At 71.6% G+C, this 25,021-nt stretch carries 22 protein-coding genes; 13 read left to right on the top strand and 9 right to left on the bottom strand.

Annotation, left to right across the window (positions count from 1 at the left end; translation table 11 throughout):
* Positions 1–2: 2 nt before the first annotated feature.
* Together pstC and AAIB33_RS10310 are read right to left on the bottom strand one after the other, a co-directional pair.
* On the bottom strand, positions 3–1,025 hold the full coding sequence (pstC, locus tag AAIB33_RS10315; RefSeq protein WP_345799880.1) for a phosphate ABC transporter permease subunit PstC: 1,023 nt from the start codon (positions 1,023–1,025) through the stop codon (positions 3–5).
* A gap of 191 nt (positions 1,026–1,216) precedes the next feature.
* On the bottom strand, positions 1,217–2,353 hold the full coding sequence (locus AAIB33_RS10310) for a substrate-binding domain-containing protein (RefSeq protein ID WP_345799879.1): 1,137 nt from the start codon (positions 2,351–2,353) through the stop codon (positions 1,217–1,219).
* A 169-nt stretch (positions 2,354–2,522) separates the two neighbouring features.
* Here AAIB33_RS10310 and AAIB33_RS10305 point away from each other — a divergent pair, with 169 nt between their 5' ends.
* Genes AAIB33_RS10305 through AAIB33_RS10295 form a run of 3 tightly spaced genes read left to right on the top strand, consistent with a single transcriptional unit; the run spans position 2,523 to position 8,522 of the window.
* On the top strand, positions 2,523–3,308 hold the full coding sequence (locus AAIB33_RS10305; RefSeq protein ID WP_345799878.1) for a hypothetical protein: 786 nt from the start codon (positions 2,523–2,525) through the stop codon (positions 3,306–3,308).
* Between the two features lies 1 nt (position 3,309).
* Complete coding sequence (locus AAIB33_RS10300) at positions 3,310–7,248, top strand: Pls/PosA family non-ribosomal peptide synthetase (protein WP_345799877.1); 3,939 nt, start codon at positions 3,310–3,312, stop codon at positions 7,246–7,248.
* Positions 7,245–8,522 carry a M1 family metallopeptidase gene (locus tag AAIB33_RS10295; RefSeq protein ID WP_345799876.1) on the top strand — a complete coding sequence of 426 codons (1,278 nt, stop codon included), beginning with the start codon at positions 7,245–7,247 and terminating at the stop codon, positions 8,520–8,522. The genes AAIB33_RS10300 and AAIB33_RS10295 overlap by 4 nt, the downstream gene beginning before the upstream one ends.
* Here AAIB33_RS10295 and AAIB33_RS10290 read toward each other — a convergent pair.
* The 4 genes from AAIB33_RS10290 to AAIB33_RS10275 all read right to left on the bottom strand — a co-directional run bounded on the left by AAIB33_RS10290 (position 8,479) and on the right by AAIB33_RS10275 (position 12,997).
* Entirely contained in the window at positions 8,479–9,069 is a 591-nt protein-coding gene (locus AAIB33_RS10290; RefSeq protein ID WP_345799875.1) for a chemotaxis protein CheY, read from the bottom strand. The genes AAIB33_RS10295 and AAIB33_RS10290 overlap by 44 nt on opposite strands.
* Before the next feature lie 59 nt (positions 9,070–9,128).
* On the bottom strand, positions 9,129–10,067 hold the full coding sequence (locus tag AAIB33_RS10285; RefSeq protein ID WP_345799874.1) for an NUDIX hydrolase: 939 nt from the start codon (positions 10,065–10,067) through the stop codon (positions 9,129–9,131).
* Positions 10,064–12,229 carry an RNA degradosome polyphosphate kinase gene (locus tag AAIB33_RS10280; RefSeq protein WP_345799873.1) on the bottom strand — a complete coding sequence of 722 codons (2,166 nt, stop codon included), beginning with the start codon at positions 12,227–12,229 and terminating at the stop codon, positions 10,064–10,066. Before AAIB33_RS10280 ends, AAIB33_RS10285 begins: the two co-directional genes overlap by 4 nt.
* A 72-nt stretch (positions 12,230–12,301) precedes the next feature.
* On the bottom strand, positions 12,302–12,997 hold the full coding sequence (locus tag AAIB33_RS10275) for a response regulator transcription factor (RefSeq protein WP_345799872.1): 696 nt from the start codon (positions 12,995–12,997) through the stop codon (positions 12,302–12,304).
* Between the two features lie 113 nt (positions 12,998–13,110).
* On the opposite strand from AAIB33_RS10275, the gene AAIB33_RS10270 reads away from it, so the two are divergent.
* The 4 genes from AAIB33_RS10270 (at position 13,111) to AAIB33_RS10255 (ending at position 16,346) form a co-directional block, all read left to right on the top strand.
* Positions 13,111–13,401 carry a hypothetical protein gene (locus AAIB33_RS10270; protein ID WP_345799871.1) on the top strand — a complete coding sequence of 97 codons (291 nt, stop codon included), beginning with the start codon at positions 13,111–13,113 and terminating at the stop codon, positions 13,399–13,401.
* A 134-nt stretch (positions 13,402–13,535) separates the two neighbouring features.
* Positions 13,536–14,132, top strand: coding sequence for an FABP family protein (locus tag AAIB33_RS10265; protein WP_345799870.1), 597 nt, complete (start codon positions 13,536–13,538; stop codon positions 14,130–14,132).
* The gene (locus AAIB33_RS10260) at positions 14,132–15,238 is read left to right on the top strand and encodes a folate-binding protein (protein WP_345799869.1); all 1,107 of its coding nucleotides are present in this window, start codon (positions 14,132–14,134) and stop codon (positions 15,236–15,238) included. Before AAIB33_RS10265 ends, AAIB33_RS10260 begins: the two co-directional genes overlap by 1 nt.
* 10 nt (positions 15,239–15,248) lie before the next feature.
* On the top strand, positions 15,249–16,346 hold the full coding sequence (locus AAIB33_RS10255; RefSeq protein WP_345799868.1) for an FUSC family protein: 1,098 nt from the start codon (positions 15,249–15,251) through the stop codon (positions 16,344–16,346).
* A gap of 20 nt (positions 16,347–16,366) precedes the next feature.
* Here AAIB33_RS10255 and AAIB33_RS10250 read toward each other — a convergent pair whose 3' ends face one another.
* The gene (locus AAIB33_RS10250; protein ID WP_345799867.1) at positions 16,367–17,194 is read right to left on the bottom strand and encodes a class I SAM-dependent methyltransferase; all 828 of its coding nucleotides are present in this window, start codon (positions 17,192–17,194) and stop codon (positions 16,367–16,369) included.
* Positions 17,195–17,248: 54 nt separating this feature from the next.
* Here AAIB33_RS10250 and AAIB33_RS10245 point away from each other — a divergent pair, with 54 nt between their 5' ends.
* Positions 17,249–17,998: a phosphoglyceromutase gene (locus AAIB33_RS10245; RefSeq protein WP_345799866.1), complete on the top strand. Its 750-nt coding sequence runs from the start codon at positions 17,249–17,251 to the stop codon at positions 17,996–17,998.
* A gap of 73 nt (positions 17,999–18,071) precedes the next feature.
* On the opposite strand, the gene phoU is transcribed toward AAIB33_RS10245, so the two are convergent.
* The gene (gene phoU / locus AAIB33_RS10240) at positions 18,072–18,761 is read right to left on the bottom strand and encodes a phosphate signaling complex protein PhoU (protein ID WP_345799865.1); all 690 of its coding nucleotides are present in this window, start codon (positions 18,759–18,761) and stop codon (positions 18,072–18,074) included.
* A 166-nt stretch (positions 18,762–18,927) separates the two neighbouring features.
* On the opposite strand from phoU, the gene AAIB33_RS10235 reads away from it, so the two are divergent.
* Positions 18,928–20,160 (top strand): ATP-binding protein, encoded by a 1,233-nt coding sequence (locus AAIB33_RS10235; protein WP_345799864.1) that lies wholly within the window; start codon positions 18,928–18,930, stop codon positions 20,158–20,160.
* Positions 20,157–20,840 carry a response regulator transcription factor gene (locus AAIB33_RS10230; protein WP_345799863.1) on the top strand — a complete coding sequence of 228 codons (684 nt, stop codon included), beginning with the start codon at positions 20,157–20,159 and terminating at the stop codon, positions 20,838–20,840. Before AAIB33_RS10235 ends, AAIB33_RS10230 begins: the two co-directional genes overlap by 4 nt.
* Before the next feature lie 58 nt (positions 20,841–20,898).
* On the opposite strand, the gene AAIB33_RS10225 is transcribed toward AAIB33_RS10230, so the two are convergent.
* Positions 20,899–21,366, bottom strand: coding sequence for a DNA modification methylase (locus AAIB33_RS10225; RefSeq protein WP_345799862.1), 468 nt, complete (start codon positions 21,364–21,366; stop codon positions 20,899–20,901).
* Between the two features lie 142 nt (positions 21,367–21,508).
* Between AAIB33_RS10225 and AAIB33_RS10220 the strand changes: the two genes are divergently transcribed.
* The 3 genes from AAIB33_RS10220 to AAIB33_RS10210 all read left to right on the top strand — a co-directional run bounded on the left by AAIB33_RS10220 (position 21,509) and on the right by AAIB33_RS10210 (position 24,946).
* Complete coding sequence (locus AAIB33_RS10220; protein ID WP_345799861.1) at positions 21,509–21,991, top strand: CarD family transcriptional regulator; 483 nt, start codon at positions 21,509–21,511, stop codon at positions 21,989–21,991.
* A gap of 87 nt (positions 21,992–22,078) precedes the next feature.
* The gene (ispD, locus tag AAIB33_RS10215) at positions 22,079–23,272 is read left to right on the top strand and encodes a 2-C-methyl-D-erythritol 4-phosphate cytidylyltransferase (protein WP_345803416.1); all 1,194 of its coding nucleotides are present in this window, start codon (positions 22,079–22,081) and stop codon (positions 23,270–23,272) included.
* 39 nt (positions 23,273–23,311) lie between these two features.
* Entirely contained in the window at positions 23,312–24,946 is a 1,635-nt protein-coding gene (locus AAIB33_RS10210) for a response regulator transcription factor (protein WP_345799860.1), read from the top strand.
* Positions 24,947–25,021: the final 75 nt, after the last annotated feature.

Raw genomic sequence — 25,021 nt, 5'->3', positions numbered from 1 at the left:
GGTCACGCCGCCGCTCCTTCCTTGCGACGCTTCGGCTTTCGCGTCGCCGCGGGGCCGGACCGGCCGACGATCCAGCGGGCGAGGATGTTGACGCCGAAGGAGATGACGAAGAGCATGAGGCCCGTGCCGACGAGCGCCGAGCGCTGGATGTCGTCGGAGATCGGGAAGTTCAGCGCGATGTTGGCCGCGATCGTCTGCGAGTTGTAGCCGTCGGTGAGGAGCTTGACCGAGTAGATGATCGAGGGCGAGATGATGAGCGCGATGGCCATCGTCTCACCGAGTGCGCGACCCAGGCCGAGCAGCGTGGCCGACACCATGCCGCTGCGCGCATACGGCAGCACCGCGAGGCGGATCATCTCCCAGCGCGTGGCGCCGAGGGCGAGTGCCGCCTCCTCATTGAGGCGCGGCGTTTGGAGGAAGATCTCGCGGGTGATCGAGGTGACGATCGGGAGGATCATGATGGCGAGCACGACGCCACCGGCGAGCATCGTCGATCCGGTGGACGACACGGGTCCCTCGAAGAGCGGGATCCAGCCGAAGTAGGTGCTCAGGAAGTCGGACAGCGGGAGCAGCAGGGGGCGGATCACGATGATGCCCCAGAGGCCGAAGACGATGGACGGCACGGCGGCCAGCAGGTCGATCACGTAGCCGAGCGCGCTCGCCAGACGGCGAGGCGCGTAGTGCGAGATGAAGAGGGCGACGCCGATGGCGACCGGCGTGCCGAGCACCATCGCGATGAGGGCGGCCCAGATGCTTCCCCAGAGGAGCGGTCCGACATACTCCCAGAAGCTCGTCCAGGGCACCTGCGCGGGGTTCTGGATGGCGCTGAGCGACGGGTTGTCCGCCCAGTTGGCCGTGATCGCCGGAAGGCCGCGGAGGATGAGGAAGATCGCGACGCCGGCGAGGATCACGAGGATCGACACCGCGGAGGCGGTCGACAGCCCCAGGAAGACGGAGTCTCCCGCGCGGCGCTTGAGCCGCTTCTTGGTCGGCGGCGGCGTCTGGGTGGCGGTCGCGCTGGTCATGTGCGTTCCTCGGGATTTCGCATCGGCTCGGTTCCTCATTCGGGCGATGAGATGGGCGAGATTCTGGTGCGGGATGCCGGTCCTCGCGGATCGGCGGGAGGGGCTGCCTGGTCCTGAGCCTGGGTCTGCCCCGCCCGAGCATCGTCTCGGGCGGGGCAGACCGGCTGCGGGGCGCGGCTGCCCCTGTGGGATTACTTGATGCTGGCGAGCGTCTCCTGCGCCTGCTCGAGGATCGAGCTGGGCAGGGCGGCGGAGCCGGCGTTCTTCACGGCGACCTCCTGGCCGACCGTGCTCGTCACGAAGCCGAGGTAGTTGGTCGCGAGCTTCGCCTGCGCCGAGTCCTTGAAGGTCGAGCAGAGGATCGCGTAGGAGACCAGCGGGATCGGGTAGGTGTCGGCGGTCAGCTTCGAGTAGTCGAAGCTCTGCGACAGGTCGCCCGTGACGCCGTTGGGCGCCGGGACGGCTGCGGCCTCGAAGGTCGCCGAGACGGCCTCGGGGCTGAAGGCGATGGCGGTGCCGTCCTGGATGATCTCCGCCGAGGGGAGCGTGCCGATGGCCGAGTGGTCGGCGTAGCCGATGGTGCCGGCGCCGGCCTGAACGGTCTGGACGACGCCCGAACCGCCCTTCTGCTTCGAGACGTTGCCCTGGACCGGCCAGTCCTTGCCGGCGGGGTAGGGCCAGTCGGCGGCCTGCGTCGCGGCGAGGTAGTTGGTGAAGTTCTGCGTCGTGCCCGAGCCGTCCGAGCGCGCGACCGTCGTGATGGCGCCGGCGGGGAGGGCCGTGCCGTTGTCTTCCGTGATCGCCGGGTCGGACCAGTCGGTGATCTGCAGGTTGAAGATCTTCGCGATCGTCGCACCGCTGAGCTTGAGGCTCGTGACGCCGGGGATGTTGAAGATGATGGCCACGCCGTCGAGGTAGACGGGGATGTTGAGGCCGCCCTCGGTGCACAGCGCCGCCGACTGCGTGGTCTGGTCGGCGTTGAGGGGAGCGTCGGAGCCGGCGAAGTCGTAGGCGCCGCTGAGGAAGTTGGTGACGCCACCCCCCGAGCCCTGCGACTTGTCGTAGTTGATCGTGACGCCCGCGACCTGGGCGTTGTAGGCAGCCGTCCAGGCAGCCTGCGCGTTCGCCTGAGCGCTCGAGCCACCGGCGGTGATCGTGCCCTTGAGGCTCGGGTCGACCGCGAAGGTGACGGCGGTGTCGGTGGGGGTCGGCGTCGAGCTGCTGGCGGTGCCGCCGCTGCCGGCGTCCGAGTTGGACGAGCAGCCGGCGAGGGCGAGAGCGGCGACAGCGACGACAGCGCCCACCTGGGCGATGCGAGAGATCTTCACTGTGTGATCCTCCGGGTTTCGGGATTGTCGAACCCGGTGCAGGGTTCTCCCAGACGGTAGACAGCGACTCTTAAGCGATGGAGCCACGACGGTGAACGGGAGGTGAACGGGCCTCGGCCTGCATGTGTGCGAATAGAGCGGTCAACCGGTGATGGATAAGGTGTGTGCCATGCCCAAGACGACGAAGCCCGAGCGCAAAGCCCTTGCCGCGCTGGAGGATGCCGCGTCCGCGGCCAAGTTCGCGAAGCAGGTGTCCAAGACCCTTCCCGCCAAGCCCGCCAAGAAGCTCCGGGAGGCGGCCGCCGACGCGAAGGACGCGTCCGACGTCTCGAAGAAGGCCGTCCGCAAGCACCCCAAGCGGGTCGCGAAGCGCGCCGAGAGGGCGACCGACCGCGCGCTGACGATCGCGGAGTCGGCGCTCGCGAAGGACCAGAAGAAGGCGGCGGCCAAGGCCGAGAAGAAGGCCGCCGAGAAGGCTGCCGCGCGGAAGGCCGCGGAGAAGGCCGAGAAGAAGAAGGCCGAAAAGAAGGCCGGGAAGAAGGCCGCGGGCACGAACGCGCCGAAGAACGCGTCGACGGATGCCGAGGCCGTCGTGATCATCGACGACGAGGTCTACGAGATCATCGAAGAGGCGCTCGAGGGCGCCGGTCAGGATGACCTGCAGCTCGTCGAGGCCGTCATCGAGATCGAGCCCGACGGCGACGAGAGCCCTGCCGCGGCTGCGCCCGCCGAGCCGGAGGACGTGCCGGAGGCCGCCTCCGCCGCCCCGGAGGAGACCCCGGTCGCGGCGGCTGCCGCACCCCCGCGTGCTCGCCGCCCCCGCGCGAAGGCCCCGGCCCCGACGGTCGACCTCGAGGCGCTCTCGGTCGTCGACCTGCGCGGTCGTGCCCGCGAGGCGGGCCGCACGGGCTATTCGCGCCTGACGAAGGCGCAGCTCATCGAGCTGCTGTCCTGACGTGTCCGTCGCGATCGCGCAGAGCGCACTCGATCGCACGGCGCAGGCACCGTCGCCTCGCACGCTCGTCGACATCCTCCGCGACACCACGGCGCGGCATCCCGAGGCGTCCGCCATCGATGACGGCTCGGGGGCGCTCAGCTACCGCGAGCTGATGGCCCGCGTGGGCCGCACGGCGGCCGGGCTCCACGCCGCGGGCGTGCGGCGCGGCGACCGCGTGGGGGTACGCGTCCCGTCGGGTTCCAAGGAGCTCTACCTCTCCATCCTCGGAATCCTCGCGGCGGGTGCCGCGTATGTGCCGGTCGACGCCGACGATCCCGACGAACGGGCGCGCCTCGTCTTCGGCGAGGCCCGCGTCGCGGGCGTCATCTCGGGCACGGGCACCTACACGCCCTTCGTCGACGGCGCAGCGGGGGAGGCATCCACTCCGCTCTTCGACGGTGAAGATCCGCACCCGTCGACCCACGCCCTCGAGGTCGTGCCGCCGCCGATGGTCGACGACGACGCGTGGATCATCTTCACGTCGGGCTCGACCGGCGTGCCGAAGGGCGTCGCCGTGTCGCACCTGTCGGCCGCCGCGTTCGTCGACGCCGAGGCGCGGATCTTCCTCCAGGATGCCCCGGTCGGCCCGGGGGACCGCGTCCTGGCGGGCCTGTCGGTCGCGTTCGACGCGTCGTGCGAGGAGATGTGGCTCGCGTGGCGGCATGGCGCGTGTCTCGTCCCGGCGCCGCGCGCCCTCGTGCGCTCCGGCGAGGACCTGGCCCCATGGCTCATCCGGCAGTCGATCACCGTCGTCTCGACGGTGCCGACGCTCGCCGCGATGTGGCCGGCGGACGCGATCGAGAACGTGCGCCTCCTCATCTTCGGCGGGGAGGCCTGCCCGCCCGAGCTCGCCGCGCGCCTCGCGTCGGAGGGCCGCGAGGTGTGGAACACCTACGGCCCGACCGAGGCGACGGTCGTCGCGTGCGCCGCGCCTCTCGACGGCTCGACCCCCGTGCGCATCGGCCTTCCGCTCGACGGCTGGGCACTCGCCGTCGTCGACGGCGCCGGGGAGCGCGTCGCGGAGGGCGAGGTCGGCGAGCTCATCATCGGCGGGGTCGGCCTCGCGCGGTATCTGGATGCGGCGAAGGACCTCGAGAAGTACGCGCCGATGCCGACGCTCGGGTGGGACCGGGCGTACCGCTCGGGCGACCTCGTCCGCTTCGACCGCGAGGGACTCGTCTTCGTCGGACGCGCCGACGACCAGGTGAAAGTCGGCGGACGCCGCATCGAGCTCGGCGAGGTCGAGTCGGCGCTGCAGGACCTCGACGCCGTCACGGCGGCCGCCGCCGCCGTGCGGACGACCGAGGCGGGGGTGCCCGTGCTCGTCGGATACCTCGTCGTCGACGGGGAGTTCGACCGCGCGGCCGCTCGCGCAGAGCTCGCCGAAGTGCTTCCCGCCGCCGTCGTGCCTCTGCTCGCGGTCGTCGACGAGCTGCCCGTCCGCACGTCGGGCAAGGTCGACCGCAACGCCCTGCCGTGGCCGCTTCCGGGTGTCGAGGTTCCGGTGGCGGGACTCAGCCCCGCTGAGGCGTGGCTCGCGGAGCAGTGGCAGGCGGTGCTGGGGCTGCAGGTGCCCGATCGCAAGGCCGACTTCTTCGACCTCGGCGGCGGGTCGCTGTCGGCGGCGCAGCTCGTGTCGCGCATCCGCGCCCGCGTTCCGGAGTTCTCGGTCGCCGACATCTACGACGTGCCGCGTCTGGGCGCCATGGCCAAGGCGCTCGGCCCGTTCCTTCCCGACGAGGACGTCTCGACGTTCCGCCGTCCGGCGCCCACCCCGAGGACGACGCAATGGGTTCAGACGGTCGCCGCCGTGCCGCTGTTCATCCTCAGCGGCGTGCGGTGGCTCCTCTATCTCGTCACGGCCGGCACGATCCTCAACCTGTTCCCCGGCTTCGAGTCGCTCCCGTCGGCGCCCTGGTGGGTGCTGATCGTGGGCCTCGTGATCTTCGCGACGCCGTTCGGCCGCATGGCGGTGGCCGCGGCATCCGCTCGGCTCCTCCTCGCGGGGCTCCGCCCCGGCGACTATGCGCGCGGCGGCACGGTGCACCTGCGACTGTGGCTCGCCGAGCAGATCGCCGAGCAGATCGACGCCGTCGGTCTCGCCGGGGCGCCCTGGGTCACGTACTACGCCCGGGCGCTCGGCGCGAAGATCGGGCGGGACGTCGACATGCACACGATCCCGCCGATCACGGGGATGCTGGAGCTCGGCGACGGCGCCTCGATCGAGCCGGAGGTCGACCTCTCGGGCTACTGGATCGACGGCGACCTCGTGCGGATCGGCCGCGTCCGCGTGGGCGCCGATGCGACCGTCGGCGCGCGGAGCACCCTCGCGCCCGGCACCCGGATCGGGCAGCGCGCCTCCATCGCACCCGGATCCGCCGTCTTCGGACGCGTCCGCGCCGATCAGTCCTGGGCCGGGTCACCCGCCGTCCGCGTGGGCGGCGTCGAGAGCGACTGGCCCGAGACGCGCCCGCCGCGCCGACATCGCTGGCTGTGGGGGTATGCGGCATCCGCTCTCCTGCTCGCGCTGCTGCCGATCGCCTCGTTCGTCGTCGGCGGGATCGTGCTGGCCCAGGGCATGCAGGGTTCGCCGACGCTCGGCGCGGCGCTCGGCGCCGCCTTCGTGTGGCTCGTCCCCGCCGCACTGACGGTCGGCGTCGTCTTCGCCCTCGCGGTCGTCGTGCTCGTGCGCCTCCTGTCGCTCGGGCTCGAGGAGGGAACGTTCCCCGTCCGCAGCCGGCGGGGCTGGCAGGCGTGGACGATCGAGCGCCTGCTCGACTCCGCGCGCACGATCCTCTTCCCGCTGTACTCGAGCCTGTTCACGCCGGTGTGGCTGCGGATGCTCGGGGCGGAGGTCGGCAAGGACGTCGAAGCGTCGACGGTGCTGCTGATCCCGTCGATGACCAAGATCGAGGACGGTGCCTTCCTCGCCGACGACACGATGGTGGCGTCGTACGAGCTGCACTCCGGCTGGCTGCGGCTCGGCGCCGTGCGCATCGGCAAACGCGCCTTCCTCGGCAACTCCGGCATGGCCGCGCCCGGTCACCGCGTGCCACGCGACGGCCTCGTCGCGGTGCTGTCGTCGGCGCCCGTCAAGGCCAAGGCGGGGTCGTCGTGGCTCGGCTCGCCGGCTGTGCGCCTGCGTCGCCAGTCCGCCACGGGTGACGAGAGCCGCACGTACGACCCGCCCCTGAGGCTGCGGATCGCGCGGGCGCTGTGGGAGCTGTGCCGGCTCATCCCGGTGTTCGTCACGTGTGCGATCGGGCTGCTCGTGCTGTTCGCATTCGCCGGTCTCCTCAACACCGTCGGCCCGGTCTGGACCGTGCTGCTGTCGGGTGTCGTCATGCTCGCGGCGGGGGCCGTCGCGGCGTTCGTGTCGGTCTTCGCCAAGTGGGTCTTCGTCGGCGTCATCAGGGCAGGCGAGCAGCCGCTGTGGTCGAGCTTCGTGTGGCGCACCGAGGTGTCCGACACCTTCACCGAGATGGTCGCGGCGCCCTGGTTCGCGCGCAGCGCGGCGGGGACACCAGCTCTCGCGGTGTGGCTGCGGGCGCTCGGCGCCAAGATCGGCCGTGGCGTCTGGTGCGACAGCTACTGGCTGCCCGAGCCCGATCTCGTGACCCTCGGCGACGGATCGACCGTCAACCGCGGGTGCGTCGTGCAGACGCACCTGTTCCATGATCGGATCATGAGCATGGACACCGTCGAACTCGAGGACGGGGCGACGCTCGGCCCCCACAGCGTCATCCTCCCCGCCGCGGCCATCGGCGCGCACGCGACCGTCGGCCCCGCTTCGCTCGTCATGCGCGGCGAGAGCGTGCCCGTCGGCTCCAGGTGGAGCGGCAACCCCATCGGACCCTGGCGCGCCGTGACGGTGCGCGCCTACCAGACGACATCGTGAGGCATCACGACGAGTACGCGCCGCAGAGCGGCGACCTCCGCTACGACGTCGAGTCCTACGACCTCGAGATCGGCTACCGCGTGCGCACGAACCGGCTCGAGGGCCGCGCCGTCATCAACGCCGTCGCGGCCGTCGACACGAGCTCGATCGCGCTCGACCTCGTGGGGCTCCGGGCGACGCGCGCCCGCATCGACGGCGACGTCCGCACGCGGATGCAGCCCGGCCCCCGCAAGCTGCGCGTCGTCTCGCCCCGCCTGATCGAAGCGGGGGAGGCCTTCTCGATCGAGATCCTCTACAGCGGCGCCCCGGCGCCGCGGCGCTCGCGCTGGGGCGCGATCGGGTGGGAGGAGCTCGAGGACGGCTCGCTCGTCGCGGGCCAGCCCACCGGGGCGCCGACGTGGTTCCCGTGCAACGACCGCCCCGACGACCGCGCCCGCTACCGCATCGCGGTGACGACCGACGACGGCTACCGCGTGGCTGCGACGGGCGTGCCGGGCACGACGGTCAGGGCCGGCGGTCGCACCCGCTGGGAGTTCGCGACGGAGCTGCCGGTGGCGACCTATCTCGCGGCCGTGCACATCGGGCGCTACCGCGAGAGCGTCGTCGGGCGCGCACGCATCGCCCACCCGCCGGCCCTCACGCAGCGAGTTCTGCACGCGTTCCGCGACGTTCCGCGCATGCTCACCGTCTTCGAGGACTCGTTCGGACCGTATCCGCAGGACCACTGCACGATCGTCGTGACTCCCGACGACCTCGAGATCCCGCTCGAGGCGCAGGCTCTCGCGGTGTTCGGGGCGAACCACCTGGCTCCCGACTCCGAGCGGCTCATCGCGCACGAGCTCGCGCATCAGTGGTTCGGCAACAGTGTCGGCATCGCGCGCTGGCGCGACATCTGGCTCAACGAGGGATTCGCCTGCTACGCCGAGTGGCTCTGGTCGGAGGCCTCCGGCGACGACACCGCCGACCAACTGGCCCGCCGCCACCATGCCGCCCTCAGCCGCCTGCCCCAGGACATCGTGCTCACCGATCCGGGCGCCGACCGCATGTTCGACGACATCGTCTACAAGCGCGGCGCGCTGACGCTGCACGCGCTGCGCGCCGCCGTCGGCGACGAGGCGTTCTTCGCCGTCCTGCGGCGCTGGGCCGAGCACAACCGGCACTCCCTCGTCGCGACGGACGACTTCCGGGCCTGCGTCGAGGAGGTCACGGGCCACGCGCACGCGGCCCTGCTCACGGCGTGGCTGGACCGGATGCCTCTGCCGCCCCTGCGCTGACGCGCCGCACCGCGAAGCTCAGCGCCCCTGCGCTGACGCGCCGCACCGCGACGCTCACGAGCACGCCGGTCGGGCCCTCAGCATCCCACCCCTCGAACGCCCCGCCGTCCGGCACGTCGGCGATCCAGCCGGACGGCGTGTCGCGCACGCGCACGGTGGCCGGGTCGACCCGCAGGCCGCGTCCGTCGGCTTTGAGGGCCGCCTCGACGCGTGTCCAGGCGCGGAGGGATGCCTCGCCCGGCCCGAGCACGCCGTCGAGGCCCGCGGCATCGCGGCGGGGATCGGACTCGGGCTCCGCGTCGATGCCGATGCCGATGGCACGGGAGTCCCCGACGGCGACGACCGCGAGCTCGCCCGCGTACGAGACGCTCGCGACGGCGTCGGCGCCCTCGACGCGCACGGGGCCGTGGGGGCCGCCGCAGCGCGGACACGGGTTGGAGAGGCGCGCCGAGGCGGGGAGCATCGAGACGAGAAGCCCCCACGCGGCGTCGCGGCGCGGCATCCCGTGGGGGATGGCGCGCCAGGCGATGCGAACGCCGGTGCTCATGAGGGGTTCCGCGGGTCTCACCGTCGGGCTACCCGACCCCCCATGAGGGCCGACGCACGTCAGAACTTCGGCTCGTGGGTCTCGATCGCGACGATGCCCGAGCCCGGGTTCGTCGCGGAGAGGTGCACGACCGAGAAGGCCCCCGTGTCGAGCGCCGACGCGCTGCCGAGGTACGACCCGCGGAGCGTGCCCGTCGCCAGCGCGATCTCGCTCAGGATGTCGGGGAGCACCGGCCCGTGGCTGCACAGCACGGCCGCCTTCCGCGCGCGCACGCGCTCGCCGACGATGCGGCGGGCGTCGTGCTCGCCCTCCTCCCACGCATCCTGACTGATGAGCGGGGTGTGCTCGATGTGCCGGCCGAGCGTCGACGACAGCGGCGCGACGGTCTTGACGCATCGCACGGCGGGCGACGAGACGATCTTGCGCGGACCGAAGGCGCGCAGCTGCCCGACGGCGGCGTTCGCTTGCTTGCGCCCGCGCGGCGACAGCGGGCGCGCGGCATCCTTCCCCTTCCATTCCTCGCGGGAGAGGGCCTTCGCGTGGCGCAGCACGATGAGAGGGAAGGTCGCGAGCACGCCGTCGTCGACGAAGCGCAGGAAGTTCTCGAGGATCTCGACGTCGACGGGGTAGCTCAGTCGCTTGAGGGCCTTCTTCGGCGACATCCACTCCAGCGCCGCGATCTCGCGGTTGGGCACGAAGGCCGACGACCGGATGGCGGTCTCGGTCGCCTCGGCCGACCAGTAGTGCACGATCTTCTGCCGCTTGTTGGGCATGCGGTACCGCGAGACGCCCACGGGCACCCCGAGCGAGACCCGGATGCCGGTCTCCTCGTAGATCTCGCGCACCGCCGTCTCGGCGAGCGTCTCGCCGGGGTCGACCTTCCCCTTGGGGAGCGTGAGGTCGCGATAGGCGGTGCGGTGGATCAGCAGCACGGAGAGCTTGCCCTCGACGAGGCGCCACACGACGCCGCCTGCCGCGTAGACCGCGGTGTCGGTCATCGCACCGCCCGGGCGCGACGCCGCCGCTGGATGTTGCTCATCGTGCGGTCCTGGATGTCGACAAGCGGCTTTTCGCTCTCGTCACGGCTGTGGCGGGTCCACTCGCCCTCGGGCCCGAGCCACCACGAGCTCGTCGTGTCGGCCATCGCGAGCGCGAAGAGGTCGACGAGCTCCTTGATGTGCGACGGTGCGACGACCCGCACGAGGGCCTCGACGCGGCGGTCGAGGTTGCGGTGCATCATGTCGGCGCTGCCGATGTACACCTGCGGGTCGCCGTCGTTGTGGAACGCGAAGATGCGCGAGTGCTCGAGATAGCGGCCCAGGATGCTGCGCACCGTGATGTTCTCGCTCATGCCGGGCACGCCGGGCCTGAGCGAGCAGATGCCGCGCACCCACACCTCGACGGGAACCCCCGCCTGGCTCGCGCGGTAGAGCGCGTCGATGATCTGCTCGTCGACCATCGAGTTGACCTTGATGCGGATGCGCGCGGGCTTGCCGTCGAGGGCGTTGCGGCGTTCGCGGTCGATGTGCCGGAGCAGGCCCTTGCGGAGGTGCAGGGGAGCGACGAGGAGGCGCTTGAACTTCTTCTCGATCGCGTAGCCGCTCAGCTCGTTGAACAGGCGCGTGAGGTCGCGGCCCACCTGGTCGTCGATCGTGAAGAGGCCGAAGTCCTCGTAGATGCGACTCGTCTTGGGGTTGTAGTTGCCCGTGCCGATATGGCTGTAGTGGCGCAGGATGCCGTCCTCCTCGCGGATGACGAGCGCGAGCTTGCAGTGGGTCTTGAGCCCGACGAGGCCGTAGACGACGTGGACGCCCGCCTTCTCGAGCTTGCGCGCCCACACGATGTTGGCGGCCTCGTCGAAGCGCGCCTTCACCTCGACGAGCGCGAGCACCTGCTTGCCGGCCTCGGCGGCGTCGATGAGCGCCTGCACGATGGGGCTGTCGCCGGAGGTGCGGTAAAGGGTCTGCTTGATGGCGAGCACGTGCGGGTCGCGGGCGGCCTGCTCGAGGAACGCCTGCACACTGGTCGCGAACGACTCGTACGGGTGGTGCACGAGCACGTCGCCCTTGCGGATGGCCCCGAACAGATCGGGCCGGCCGTTCTGCTCGCCCGGCTGGAAGGGGAGTGCGGTCGTCGGCACGTGCGGCGGATAGCGCAGCTCCGGCCGATCGATCTTGCCCAGGTCGAACAGTCCGCGCAGGTCGAGGTGCCCCGGGAGCCGGTAGACCTCCTGATCGGTGATGTCGAGCTCTTTGATGAGGAGATCGAGCGTCAGGTCGTCCATGTCCTCGGTGACCTCGAGGCGGATGGGCGGTCCGAACCGGCGACGCAGAAGCTCCGCCTCGAGCGCCTGGATGAGGTTCTCGGTCTCGTCCTCCTCGATGACGACGTCCTCGTTGCGCGTCAGGCGGAACGCGTGGTGGTCGAGGATCTCCATGCCGGGGAAGAGGTCGCCGAGGTTGTTCGAGATGAGCGTCTCGAGCGGCAGATACCGGACGGAGTCGCCTTCGCGAGAGACCTGCACGAAGCGCGGAAGCATCGGCGGCACCTTCAGGCGCGCGAACTCCTGACGGCCCGTGCGCGCGTTGCGGATGCGGATCGCGAGATTGAGCGAGAGACCCGAGATGTACGGGAAGGGGTGCGCCGGGTCGACCGCGAGGGGCATGAGCACGGGGAAGACCTGCGTCTGGAAGTACTCGTAGAGGCTCTCGCGCTCGTCGTCGGTGAGAGCGTCCCAGTCGACGACCTCGATGCCGACCTCGGCGAGCGCCGGCTTGACCCCCGTGGTCCAGGCGTCCGCGTGCCGCACCTGCAGGCGGTGCGCCTCGCCGGAGATGTCGGCGAGGACGTCCTGGGGAGCTCGCCCGACGTTCGTGGGCACCGCGAGACCCGTGATGATGCGGCGCTTGAGACCCGCGACGCGGACCATGAAGAACTCGTCGAGGTTGCTCGCGAAGATCGCCAGGAAGTTCGCCCGCTCGAGCACGGGGAGAGTGGGATCCTCGGCGAGCTCGAGCACACGCTGGTTGAACGCGAGCCAGCTGATCTCGCGGTCGAGGTAGCGGTGCTCGGGCAGCTGCGAGTCGAAGGTCTCGGAAAGCTCGAAGTCGTCGTCGTCGGCATCGCCGAGACCGGCGTCGAGAACCTCGTGTTCGATCATTCCCTCATCATTGCAGGGCGACGTGACGAGCGCGTGAACGAAGTGAACAGGCGGTGAATGGATGCCGCGGCGTCAGGTCGACGAGTGCGACGGCGCCGGCAGCTGATCGTCGTCGTACACGTTGAAGCGGTAGCCCACGTTTCGCACCGTGCCGATGAGCTGCTCGAGGTCGCCGAGCTTCGCCCGCAGGCGCCGCACGTGCACGTCGACCGTGCGCGTCCCGCCGAAGTAGTCGTAGCCCCACACCTCGCTGAGCAGCTGCTCCCGGGTGAAGACGCGCGACGGGTGCGTCGCGAAGAAGTGCAGGAGCTGGAACTCCTTGTAGGTGAGGTCGAGCGGCTTGCCGTGCACCTTCGCCGAGTACGACGACTCGTCGATCGTGATGCCGGAGGTCTGGATGCGGGTCGAGACCTGCTCCTTCGACATGCGCCCCATCGCGAGGCGCACGCGCGCGTCGACCTCGGCGGGACCGGCCGACACGAGGATGACGTCGTCGATCCCCCAGTCGGTCGAGACGGCTGTCAGGCCGCCTTCGGTCACGACCAGGACGAGCGGGGCGTCGAGCCCGGTCGTGTTGAGGATCTTGCACAGCGACTTGGCGCCGACGAGATCGATGCGGGCGTCGACGAAGATGACGTCTGCGCTGGGCGCGTTGACGAGCTGGGCGGGTTCGGCCGGAATCTGGCGCACTCGATGGCTGAGCAGCTCGAGAGAGGGCAGGACCGGGCCTCCTCCAGGTGCAGAACTCAGTACGAGGAGCTGTGCCAAAGGTGAACCTCCAGGGGCGAGGGTCGCGGCGTGAAACCCCAGTTTAGGGGGCGCGCGCGAATCGGCGGCGCCTCGTCGTGCGCAGCGCGCCGCGCTGCGACAGAATGGAGCGCATGGCAGCACCCGCACTCGCACCCCGTCGGGCCACCGGCGGGATCGTCGCCGTGTGGGTCGTGGCGGCCGTCCTCGGGCTCGCGATCGGCCTCTTCGTGCCGGCGGACTGGCGCGCCGCGTGGCTCGTCGTGGGGCTGGGCGGATGCCTCGTCGTCGCGTTCGGGGTGCAGCTCGCCTACGGGCGGTCGCAGGGCTTCATCCAGCGCGTCGCGATCAGCATCCTGGGCGCCCTCGTCGTGCTCGGCGTCATAAGTCTGGGCTTCGGTCTCGCCTCGATCATTCCCGGGTAGGCTGGGCGCATGGATCTCGTCGCGCTCGAACTCTTCTTCGTCGGGCTGCTCGCCCTCGCGTCGCTCTCGATCGTCTTCGTATCCGGCGTCGTGCTGAAGAACCTGTACCGCGGCCAGCGCTGATCGGTCGTCTCGTGCTCGAGCTGCCGACCGACCTCCCCGCCGACCTCGTGCCGCTCTCCTGGCTGATCGGCGTGTGGGAGGGCACCGGCGTCATCGACTACGAGGCCGGAGATCGCCGCTTCGACGGCGAGTTCGCCCATCGCGTGAGCTTCAGCCACGACGGCGGCGACTACCTCAACTACTCCGCGACCGCGTGGCTGCTCGGTGACGAGCGCACACCGCTCGTGGCCGAGATGGGCTTCTGGCGGCTCTCGCGCGCCGCGACCGACGCCGACGCGGGCCCGGGCCTCCTGCCCGCGACGGTCACGGGGGCGCCCCGATCGGCCGACGACGTCGAGGGGCTGCGCAACGGCGAGAACGGGTTCGACATCGAGGCCTCGATCGTGCACTCCGACGGCGTGAGCGAGCTCTACCTCGGTCAGGTGCGCGGCCCGCGCATCGACATCGCGACCGACGCCGTCGTGCGCACGGCCGGCGCGAAGGTCTATGCCGCCGCATCCCGCATGTACGGCCTCGTCGAGGGGCACCTGCTCTGGGCGTGGGACATCGCGGCCCTCGGCGGCGAGCTCGCCTCGCACGCCTCGGCGCGACTCGCGAAGGCGGAATGATGAGCGCCCGGTTCGCCCTCGTGCCGGGCGCCGTCGTCGACGAGTCCGGTCTGCAGCATCTCGGCAACCCGCTCGTCGAGCAGCGCGCGCTCGCAGCCGGACGCGCCGTCGCGCCGCTCGCCGATCGGCGCGTCATCGCGGTGCCCGGCGAGGACCGGCTCTCGTGGCTCGACTCGCTCTCGTCGCAGGCGCTGACGCACCTCGCGCCGGGGGAGAGCACCGAGCTGCTGATCCTCGACCCGCACGGCCACATCGAGCATGCGGCATCCGTCCTCGACGACGGTGAGACGACCTGGCTCATCGCCGACTCGGCCGACGCCGAGGGGCTGCTCGCATGGCTCCTGCGCATGCGCTTCCGTCTGCGGGTCTCCCCGCGCGACGCGAGCGACGAGTACGCCGTCATCGGCGGCACGGCCGAGGGGCTCGGGGTCGTCACGCCCGCGGACCCCGCCGGGCTGCCTCTCGTCTGGCGCGACCCCTGGCCCGCCGTCGGGGCGGGCGGCTACGCCTACGCCCGCGTCGAGCCGCACCCCGGCATCGACCGCGACTGGGCCGAGGCGATCGTCTCGCGCGCCGAGGAGGAGCGCATCGCGGATGCCGCCGCCCGCGGCGAGATCGCCCTCGCGGGTCTCGTCGCCGCCGACGCGCTGCGCGTCGCGGCGTGGCGCCCGCGCTGGTCGGCCGACGTCGACGAGCGGACGCTGCCGCACGAGCTCGACTGGCTGCGCACGGCCGTGCACCTGAGCAAGGGCTGCTACCGCGGGCAGGAGACGATCGCGAAGGTGCACAACCTCGGGCATCCGCCGCGCCGGCTCATCGCCCTCGACCTCGACGGGAGCGAGAGCGTCCTGCCGGCCCACGGCTCCGTCGTCCGGGTGGGTGACGACGCCGTGGGCGTCGTGACCTCGGTCGCCCTGCACTACGAGGACGGTCCGATCGCCCTCGCCGTCGTCCGTCGCTCGACGCCCGTCGACGCCGAGCTGCTGGTCGAGACGGCCGAGGCGCCCGTGTCGGCGTCGCAGGAGGTCATCGTTCCGCCGGAGGCGGGGGCCACGGCATCCATCCCTCGCATGACGCGACTGTCGAGGCGCACGCCCGCGAAATGAGCGGACGCGCGTGAGCGGCCCCGCGACCCAGCCCATCGCCACCGGCTGGCGGGCCCGCGTGAATCCCCGTCGCGCCGCGCTCCGGGTGCGCGATTCCGGCAACGCCATCGTCCAGATCGTCGTCGCCGCGACGGCCGCCTACTCCGTCGCGCACTACGGCCTCGGGCACGCGACGCCGCTGCTCGCGGCGACGGTCACGGTGTCGAGCCTCGGGCTCGCGCGCGATGCGCGGCCGCGTCAGATCGCTGAGAACGTCGGCGGACTGCTCCTCGGCATCCTCGTCGCGGAAACGCTCATCCTCGTGGCGGGCACGGGATGGTGGCAGATCGCGGTGGCCCTCGGCGTCTCCCTCGTCATCGGACGGTTCCTCTCGCCGCAGCCCGGCTTCGCCATCGCCGCGGGGCTCCAGGCCCTCATCGTGACGATCATCCCGGCGCCCGCACCCTTCCTCCGTCTCATCGACGGGATCATCGGCGGCATCACGGCCCTCATCGTGACGGCGCTCATCCCGCACAATCCCATCCGCACCGAGCTCCGCTCGGCGCGCGCGGTGTTCGCGGGCTTCGAGGGCACGACCGCCGCCATCGTGCAGGCGCTGCATCGCGGCGATCGCTTCCGAGCGGAGCGCGGGCTCGAGAAGGCGCGAGCCCTCACGGCTCCCATCGAGGGCTGGCGCGAGTCCGTCGAGTCGGGCATCGCGATCGCGCGCATCTCGCCGTTCCTGCGGCGCCAGCGATTCGAGCTGCAGCGCCACGACCGCATCCGCCGCTCGATGGACCTCGCCATCCGCAACCTGCGCGTGACCGCGCGGCGCGTCGTGTACCTGTGCGACGACGGCACGCCCCGGCCGATCGCGGCCGACCTCGTCAGCGAGGTCGCCCGGTCGGCGGGCCTCGTTGCGGCGTCGCTGGACGACATCTCGTTCGAGCCGGCCGCGCAGGACGCGCTGCGGGCCGTCGCGTCGCGGCTCGATCCGCGGGCGATCCTGCCCGCGGGGTCGCTCGGGGAGCACAACTTCATCTCGGGGCTGCGTCCGCTCGTCGTCGACCTGCTGACGGCCACCGGGGTGCCGCCGGCCGAGGCGCGCAAGGCCGTGCCGCGCATCTGATCGCGGGCCCGATCACTCCGTCAGTCCGCCGGAGCGACGGCGCTCCAGGGCACCGTCACCTCACCCAGCCGCCAGCGCGACCGTGCCTGCAGCGGCCAGCCCGCCGCGGCGAGCGCTCCGAGGGCCGTCTGCCAGCGGTGCACGGGGCCGAAGGGGGCGACGACCGCCGCGCGGTCCCAGTCCGCATCGAGCGCGGCGAGGAACGCGTGCACGCGCTCGCCCGGCACGTTGCGATGGATGAGCGCCTTCGGCAGGCGCTCCGCCGCGATCGAGGGATGCTCGAGCCCTGCGAGTCGCAGCGACACCGTGAGCGAGCGCGGTGCGGCGTCATGCCCGAGGGCGACCCACGTGGTGATGCGGCCGAGCTCGTCGCACGTCCCCTCGACGAGGAGGCCCGCCGGGGTCAGGCGCGCGCACATGCGCTGCCAGGCCGCGGCGACCTCCGGCTCCTGGTACTGCCGCAGCACGTTCATCGCCCGGATCACGGCGGGCCGGCGTCCTCCCGGCACAGGCACCTCGAAGCCGCCCAGTCCGAACGACACCCGCGCGTCGGACGCGAAGCCCGTCGTGCCCGCCCGCACCGCCTCGAGCTGCTCGCGGGCGCGCGCGACCCGCGCCGGCTCGATCTCGAGCCCGAGCACCTCGACGTCGGGTCGCGCGCGAGCCAGCCGCGCCTGCAGCTCGAGCGCCGTCACCCCGCTGGCCCCGTAGCCGAGGTCGACGACGAGCGGATCGGCGGCTCGCCGGAGGGCGGGATGCCGGGCGATCCAGCGGTCGACGCGGCGGAGGCGGTTGGTGCCCGTCGTGCCGCGGGTCACCTGCCCGACGGGGGAGCGCCCGGTCGCCATGAGCCCATGATGCCAGGCCGATGCGGGTCTCCCGCCCTCGGTATCATGGCGAGCATGACCGCGCCCTACACGCTGATCCTGCTTCGTCACGGCCAGAGCGAATGGAACAAGCTCAACCTCTTCACGGGATGGGTCGACGTCCGGCTCTCCGACCAGGGGAAGGCCGAAGCCCAGCGCGGCGGCGAGCTCCTGAAGGAGGCGGGGCTCCTCCCCGACATCCTGCACACCTCCGTCCTGACGCGTGCGATCCAGACCGCCAACCTCGCGCTGGACGCGGCCGACCGGGCGTGGATCCCGGTCAAGCGATCGTGGCGCCTCAACGAGCGCCACTACGGTGCGCTGCAGGGCAAGGACAAGGCCCAGACGCTCGAGGAGTTCGGCCAGGAGCAGTTCATGCTGTGGCGCCGCTCGTTCGACGTGCCGCCGCCCGTCCTCGCGGACGACTCCGAGTTCAGCCAGGTGAACGACCCGCGCTACGCCGACATCGACGGCGAGATCCCGCGCACGGAATCGCTCAAGCTCGTCATCGACCGCTTCCTGCCCTACTGGGAGAGCGACATCAAGCCCGACCTCGCCGCCGGCAAGACCGTGCTGGTCACGGCGCACGGCAACTCGCTGCGGGGCCTCGTGAAGCACCTCGACGGCATCAGCGACGCCGACATCGCGGAGCTGAACATCCCTACCGGCATCCCGCTCGTCTACCGCCTCAACGAGGACTTCACGCCCGCCGGGCCGGGCGAGTACCTCGACCCCGAGGCCGCTGCCGCGGGTGCCGCGGCCGTCGCCAACCAGGGCAAGCACTGACCTGAGGACGTAAGAAGAGCGGATGCTCCCCCCGGGGCATCCGCTCTTCTCGTCTGTGGTGCGCGGGCGGTGGCTACGAAGCCGACGGCAGCCCGTGCGCGACGAACGTGTCGTCGTTGTCCGTCGTCCAGTCGCCCGTCGCGAGGTAGGCGACCTTCTTCGAGATCGAGACCGCGTGGTCGGCGAAGCGCTCGTGGTAGCGGCTGGCCAGCGTCGCGTCGACGGTCGCGGCCGTCTCGCCCTGCCAGGTGTCGGAGAGGACCTTTTCGAACACCGAGACGTGCAGGTCGTCGATCTTGTCGTCGGTGTTGCGCAGCTCTTCGGCGATCTGGAGATCCTGCGTGCGCAGGAGCTCGGTGAGCTTGCGCGCGACCTCGACGTCGAGCTGCCCCATCTGCGTGAAGGTGCTCTTCAGCCCCCTCGGGATGGCGCGCTCGGGGAAGCGCATGCGCGTGAGCTGGGCGATGTGCTCGGCGATGTCTCCCATGCGCTCGAGCGACGCGCTGATTCGCAGGGCGCTGACGACGACGCGCAGGTCGCGCGCGACGGGGGACTGGCGAGCGAGGATCTCGATCGCGAGCTCGTCGAGCTCGATGGCCTTCTCGTCGATGATGGCGTCGGCGTCGATCACCTCTTCGGCGAGCGTCACGTCGCTCGTGCCGAACGCGGTGGTGGCCTTTTCGATGGCCGTCGTCACGAGCTCGGAGATCTCGACGAGCCGCCCTTGGACGTCTTCGAGCGACTGATGGAACACTTCGCGCATGCGCGACACCTCTCCTCTTCCGGGCACACGGGCATACCGCGACCTCCGCGATTGTCGTCAGCGAAGGTTAACGAACGGTGCCACGCCAGTGAATACTAGCCACCGGGTCCCGACGCGGGCCCGCCGACGGCGGAATCCGGCCTGAGCGGCCCCGTACCCTGGGTCCATGGATTCGACGCAGCTCGCGCTGCTCGCCCTGATCCTCGGGGTGGCTATCGGGGGCCTCGTGTCGACGGTCATCATGGCGTCCCTCCGTGCGCGCGACCGCTTCCGCGCCGAGGCGAGCGCCGCCGTGCCCGAGGGCGTGTCGCAGGTGCTGCACGCGATGGACGACCCGGCCGCCGTCATCGACGGCTCGTTCACGGTGCTCGCCGCCTCCGGGCCGGCGGCCCCGTTCGGCATGGTGGAGGGGGTCGCGATCCCCAGCGACGAGCTCAAGGCCGTCGCGCGCCGCGCCCGCTCGGGCGAATCCGCGGCCACCGAGACCCTGCGCGTGCGCCGCGGCGCTCCGCCCGCCGAGACGCGTCTGGTCGTCGTGCGGGCGACGCCGATCTCGGCGCGATCGATCTTCATCATCCTTCGCGACATCACCGAGAAGGAGCGCGTCGAGCAGATGCGGCGCGACTTCGTGGCCAACACGAGCCACGAGCTGAAGACGCCGGTCGGTGCCGTGAGCCTGCTCTCCGAGGCGATCGAGTCTGCGGCCGACGACCCCGACCAGGTGCGCGCCTTCGCATCGCGGCTCACGGCCGAGGCATCCCGCCTGGCGCTTCTGACCTCCCGCATCATGAGCCTGTCGCGGCTGCAGGCGACCGATGAGATCGGCGACGAGCGCGACATCGCGGTCGACGAGATCGTCGCCTCCGCCGTCGAGGCGCACGCCATCCAGGCCGACTCGGCCGGCGTCACGGTCGTCCGCGGCGGGGAGCGCGGCTTGTTCGTGCGCGGGGATCCGCAGATCCTCAGCGAGGCGGTCGGCAACCTCATCGCCAACGCGATCGCCTACTCGCCGAGCGGCTCGAGCGTCGGCGTCGGAGTGAGGGCGGCGGATGCGATCGCGGAGATCGCCGTCACCGACCGCGGCATCGGCATCCCCGAGGGCGAGCAGGAGCGGGTGTTCGAGCGGTTCTATCGCGCTGATCAGGCGCGCTCGCGTCGCACGGGCGGCACGGGACTGGGACTGTCGATCGTCAAGCACGCCGTGCAGCGCCACGGCGGCGAGGTGACCGTGTGGTCCCGGCCGGGACGCGGATCGACCTTCACGATCCGGCTTCCGCTCGTCGATGCCCCCGACCTCGCCGATCCCCGCAAGAAGCGCAAGAAGAAGCGCGCCAAGCCCGCCCGCCCGCGGCCCGCCGCCGCGGCGACCCCCGCCCCGTTGAACGGAGACACTCCATGACCCGCGTCCTGATCGTCGAGGATGAGCCCGACCTCGCCGACCCGCTCGCCTACCTCCTCCGCCGCGAGGGCTACGAGGTCGAGATCGCCGAGGACGGCCCGACCGCCCTCACGGCGTTCCGCGACCGCGGGGCCGACATGGTGCTGCTCGACCTCATGCTGCCCGGGATGCCGGGAACCGAGGTGTGCCGTCAGCTGCGCATCTCGTCCGCCGTGCCGATCATCATGCTCACGGCCAAGGACTCCGAGGTCGACATCGTGGTGGGCCTCGAGCTCGGCGCCGACGACTACGTCACGAAGCCGTACTCGGCGCGCGAGCTGCTCGCCCGCATGCGCGCCGTGCTGCGTCGTCTGTCGACCGCGGAGGCCGACCTCGACGAGCGCGTCCTCACCGGTGGCCGCGTCACGCTCGACATCGACCGCCACACGGTCGCCGTGGAGGGCTCGGAGATCAGCATGCCGCTCAAGGAATTCGAGCTCCTCGAGGTGCTCATGCGCAACGCCGGCCGCGTGCTCACGCGCGGTCAGCTCATCGACCGCGTGTGGGGCACCGACTACTTCGGCGACACCAAGACGCTCGACGTGCACATCAAGCGCATCCGCTCCCGCATCGAGGAGAACCCCGGGGAGCCGGCGATGCTCGTGACCGTGCGCGGCCTCGGCTACCGCTTCGAGGGCTGAACCGACGCCTGACGCACGAAACGGCCCCTCCCGCGGGAGGGGCCGTTTCGCGCGAAGGTCAGGGGACGAGCGGCGCCAGGTAGTCCAGCGCGCCGTCGAGCACGGGGATGGCCACCTCGACGCCCTCGGCGTCGCCCGACTGGAAGTACACCAGCACGTCGGCGCCCGGCTTGACGTCGAGACCCTTGATCAGAAGCGGGTCTTCCGTGACGCCGAGGCTCACGGTCTCACCCGCGGGCACGCGCACCGTCTTCTTGATCTTGTCGGTGTCGCCGATCTCGAGGTGCAGCGTCTGCGCCTTGTCGGTCTGGTTGATGAGCGCGGCGATGAAGTTCGCGTCCGTGCCGCTCTCGTCGGCGACGAACAGGGCGTTGCGGATGAGGACCGGACCGGACTCGGGCACGTTGCGGCCGTCCGCCGGCGAATAGGGGATCGTCGTCGCCTGAGTCGACAACATGGCGCAGCCCGTCGTGCCGAGAAGGACGACGGCGCTGAGGGCGAGCGACGCGATGAGGCGCGATTTCACGGATCCTCCTGGAACGGATGGCGGCTTCTCTTGCATTCTAGGGGGTCGGCATGACGCCCACCGAGCGGGCGCGAGGGTGGGGCGCGAACCTTAGCGTATGTCCCCTGTGGTATTCTGGAGGTTGCCGAAAGGACATAACTGCATGCTTTTTGAGGTTGGCGAAACGGTCGTTTACCCGCACCACGGGGCCGCGACAATCGCAGAGGTCAAGACCCGCATCATCAAGGGCGAAGAGAAGGTCTACCTCAAACTCCGCGTCACTCAGGGCGACCTGACGATCGAGGTCCCGGCGGACAACGTCGACCTCGTCGGCGTACGCGACGTGATCGGCAAGGAGGGCCTCGAGCGCGTCTTCGAGGTGCTGCGCGCCCCCTTCACGGAGGAGCCCACGAACTGGTCGCGCCGCTACAAGGCGAACCTCGAGAAGCTCGCCTCCGGTGATGTCATCAAGGTCAGCGAGGTCGTGCGCGACCTGTGGCGCCGCGATCAGGACCGCGGCCTCTCGGCGGGCGAGAAGCGCATGCTCGCGAAGGCCCGTCAGATCCTCATCTCCGAGCTCGCGCTCGCCGAAAAGACCGACGAGGAGCAGGCGAGCGTCGTCCTCGACGAGGTTCTCGCCTCCTGAGGTCGTCCCGCTGAGCGGTGCCGGTAGCGTGGGGGCGTGACCCTCGACGCAGCTCCGGAACCGTCCCTCGACGCCGGTCGGGAACCGGTGATACCTGTGCCGCGCGTCGCGGTCATCGTGGTCGCGGCCGGGTCCGGCACCCGCCTCGGCGGGCGGGCGCCCAAGGCATTCGTGGGGCTCGACGAGCACACGATCCTGCGGCACGCGCTGCGCGGCGTCTTCGCCGCGCCCCCGGCGCAGGTCGTCGTCGTCGCGCCCGAGGGGCGCGAGGGGGATGCCCTGACCGAGGTGCTCGAGACGGCGGGCGACCGGCGCGACCTCGTCGCGATCGCGACCGGCGGATCGACGCGCCAGGAGTCCGTGCGCGCAGGACTGCGGGCCGTCTGGCCCGACGTCGAGATCGTCCTCGTGCACGATGCCGCGCGCGCCCTCACACCCCCGGCGGTGTTCTCGCGCGTCATCGCGGCGATCGACGGCGGCGCCGCGGGCGCCGTCCCCGTGCTGCCCGTCATCGACACGATCAAGCGCGTCGACGGACCGGCGATCCTCGCGGCGGTCGACCGTGCCGAGCTGGCGGCCGCGCAGACGCCGCAGGGCTTCCGGCGTGATGTCCTCGACGACTCCTACGCCGTCGCCCAGGAGGACTTCACCGACGACGCGGCGCTCGTCGCGGCCGCGGGACATTCCGTCGCCGCGGTGGAGGGCGACGCGCTCGGCTTCAAGATCACGACGCCCGCCGACCTCGAGCGCGCCCGCGGACTCGTCTCGCCGCTTCCCGCCGTGCAGGCGACGCTCGCACACGTGCCCCCGCTGCCGCGCGTCGGCCTGGGCACCGATGTGCACGGCTTCGGCGGCGAGGGCAGCCTGTGGCTCGCGGGCCTCGAGTGGCCGGGCGAGCCGGCGCTCTCGGGCCATTCCGATGGGGACGCCGTCGCACACGCCATCGTCGACGCGCTCCTGGCCGCCGCGGGCCTCGGTGACATCGGCACGCACTTCGGCACCGACCATCCCGAGTACTCGGGCGCGCACGCCGAGGTCTTCCTCGCGCGCACGCACGCGATCCTCGGCGAGGCGGGCTGGCGCATCGGCAACGTGTCGGTGCAGGTCCAGGCGAACCGGCCGCGCTTCGCCGCTCGCCGCGCCGAAGCGGAGGCGGCGCTGTCGGCGGCGCTGGGCGGAGCATCCATCTCCGTCTCGGCCACCACCACCGACGGACTCGGCTTCACGGGCGCGGGGGAGGGTGTCGCGGCGTTCGCCGTGGCCCTGATCGTTCCCGCGTAGCTCCTTGCCGCCCGGCGACGGCCGAACCATACTGTCGGCATGTCGACCGCCGGCGCGGGGACAGGCGGGGACAGGCGTCCTGTCGCCACCGACTGGGCGGCGCGCTTCCGTGTGCTGCAGGCCTCGAGCGCGCCCACGGCGTCTGAGCTCGACGACCTCGGGACGGCGGCCTGGTTCCTCGGTCGCATCGACGCATGCGAGCAGGCGTGGTCGGCGGCGTACGACGCGTACCTCCGCGAGGGGCTGACGGACGCGGCGATCCGCTGCGCGTTCTGGGTCGGCTACACGCTCGAGGAGAACGGGCTCGCCGTGAAGGGACCCGCGTGGATGGCGAGGCTCATGGAGCTGTGCGGCAGGCGCGCGGCGGAGGGCGGGGCGGAGGCGGCGGCCGTCGCGGCGACCTGTCAGGCCGCCGCGGCGTGGGGCGCCGGGCGCATCGACGACGCCGTGCAGCTCGGGGAGCGCGCCGTCGCGCTCGCGCGCGACGCGGGCTCGTCCGATGTGGAGGTGCTCGCGACGATGGGACTGGCCCGGGCGCTCGTGCAGTCCGGATCGTTCGAGCGCGGCTTCGACCTGATGGACGCCCTCATGCTCTCAATCGCGAACGGCGGGGTGAGCGACCGCGTCGCGGGGCCCGTCTACTGCGCCGTCATCGCCTCGTGCCTCGACCGCTGGGACATCGCCCGCGCGAGCGCCTGGACGCGCGACCTCAACGACTGGTGCGATGCGCAGCGCGGGCTCGTGCCGTTCCGCGGGGAGTGCTCCGTGCACCGCGCGACGGTGCTCGGCATCGGAGGGGAGTGGCAGGAGGCCGCGGACGTCCTCGCCGATGTCGCCGAGCGCGAGCGGCGACCCGCGACGCTCGAGAACGTCCTGTACGAGCTTGCGGAGCTGCATCGGCGAGCGGGGGAGGCGCAACTCGCGGAGGACGGATTCCGCCGCGCCGCCGCGCTCGGACGTGAGGTCCAGCCCGGGCTCGGCCGGCTGAGATGGGATGCCGGGCGGCTCTCGACGGCACGGACCGGGGTGGCCCGCGCGCTCGCGGCCGCGCCGCCTCCGGGGCGCCGTGCCGACCTGCTCGCGGCGCAGGTGGAGTTCGAGACCGATCGCGGCGACCTCGGCATCGCGGCGCGCGCGGCCGCGGAGCTCCGCGCGCTGGCCGACGTGCTGGGGACGACGTACCTCACGGCCCTCGCCGACCGAGCCGCCGCAACCGTCCACCTCGCAGAGGGCCGGCCGGAGCAGGCGCAGCCCGCGCTGCGCCGCTCGTGGACGGGGTGGCGGGAGCTGGACGACCCGTACGACGGCGCGCTGGCCCGCATCCTCCTGGGCTGCGCGGCCCGTGCGCTGGGGGACGAGGATGCCGCTCAGCTCGAGTTCGACGCGGCCCGGACGACCCTTGCGGGTCTCGGCGCGCTCCCCGATCTCGCCCGGCTCGAGAGGATCGCCGCCTCGGCACCGCCGGCGGCGGCCGCAGCGGGACTGAGCCGCCGCGAGCTCGAGGTGCTGCAGCTCGTCGCGACCGGGTCCTCCAACCGCGATATCGCGGGGCGCCTCTTCCTGAGCGAGCGCACGGTCGCCCGGCACGTGAGCAACATCCTCGCCAAGCTCGGCCTCACGAGCCGGTCGGCGGCCACGGCGTTCGCGTTCGAGCACGGCCTCGTCGACGCGTGACGCTCCGCGGCGGAAATGCTCATTTCTGCCGATGAGCCGCACGCCCGGTCCTCCTATCGTCCGAAGGACAGGGCG

Source organism: Microbacterium sp. AZCO, from assembly GCF_039614715.1.
GTDB lineage: Bacteria > Actinomycetota > Actinomycetes > Actinomycetales > Microbacteriaceae > Microbacterium.
Note: the sequence above shows the minus strand (reverse complement) of the source record. Positions and strands in the feature narration are given on the sequence as shown.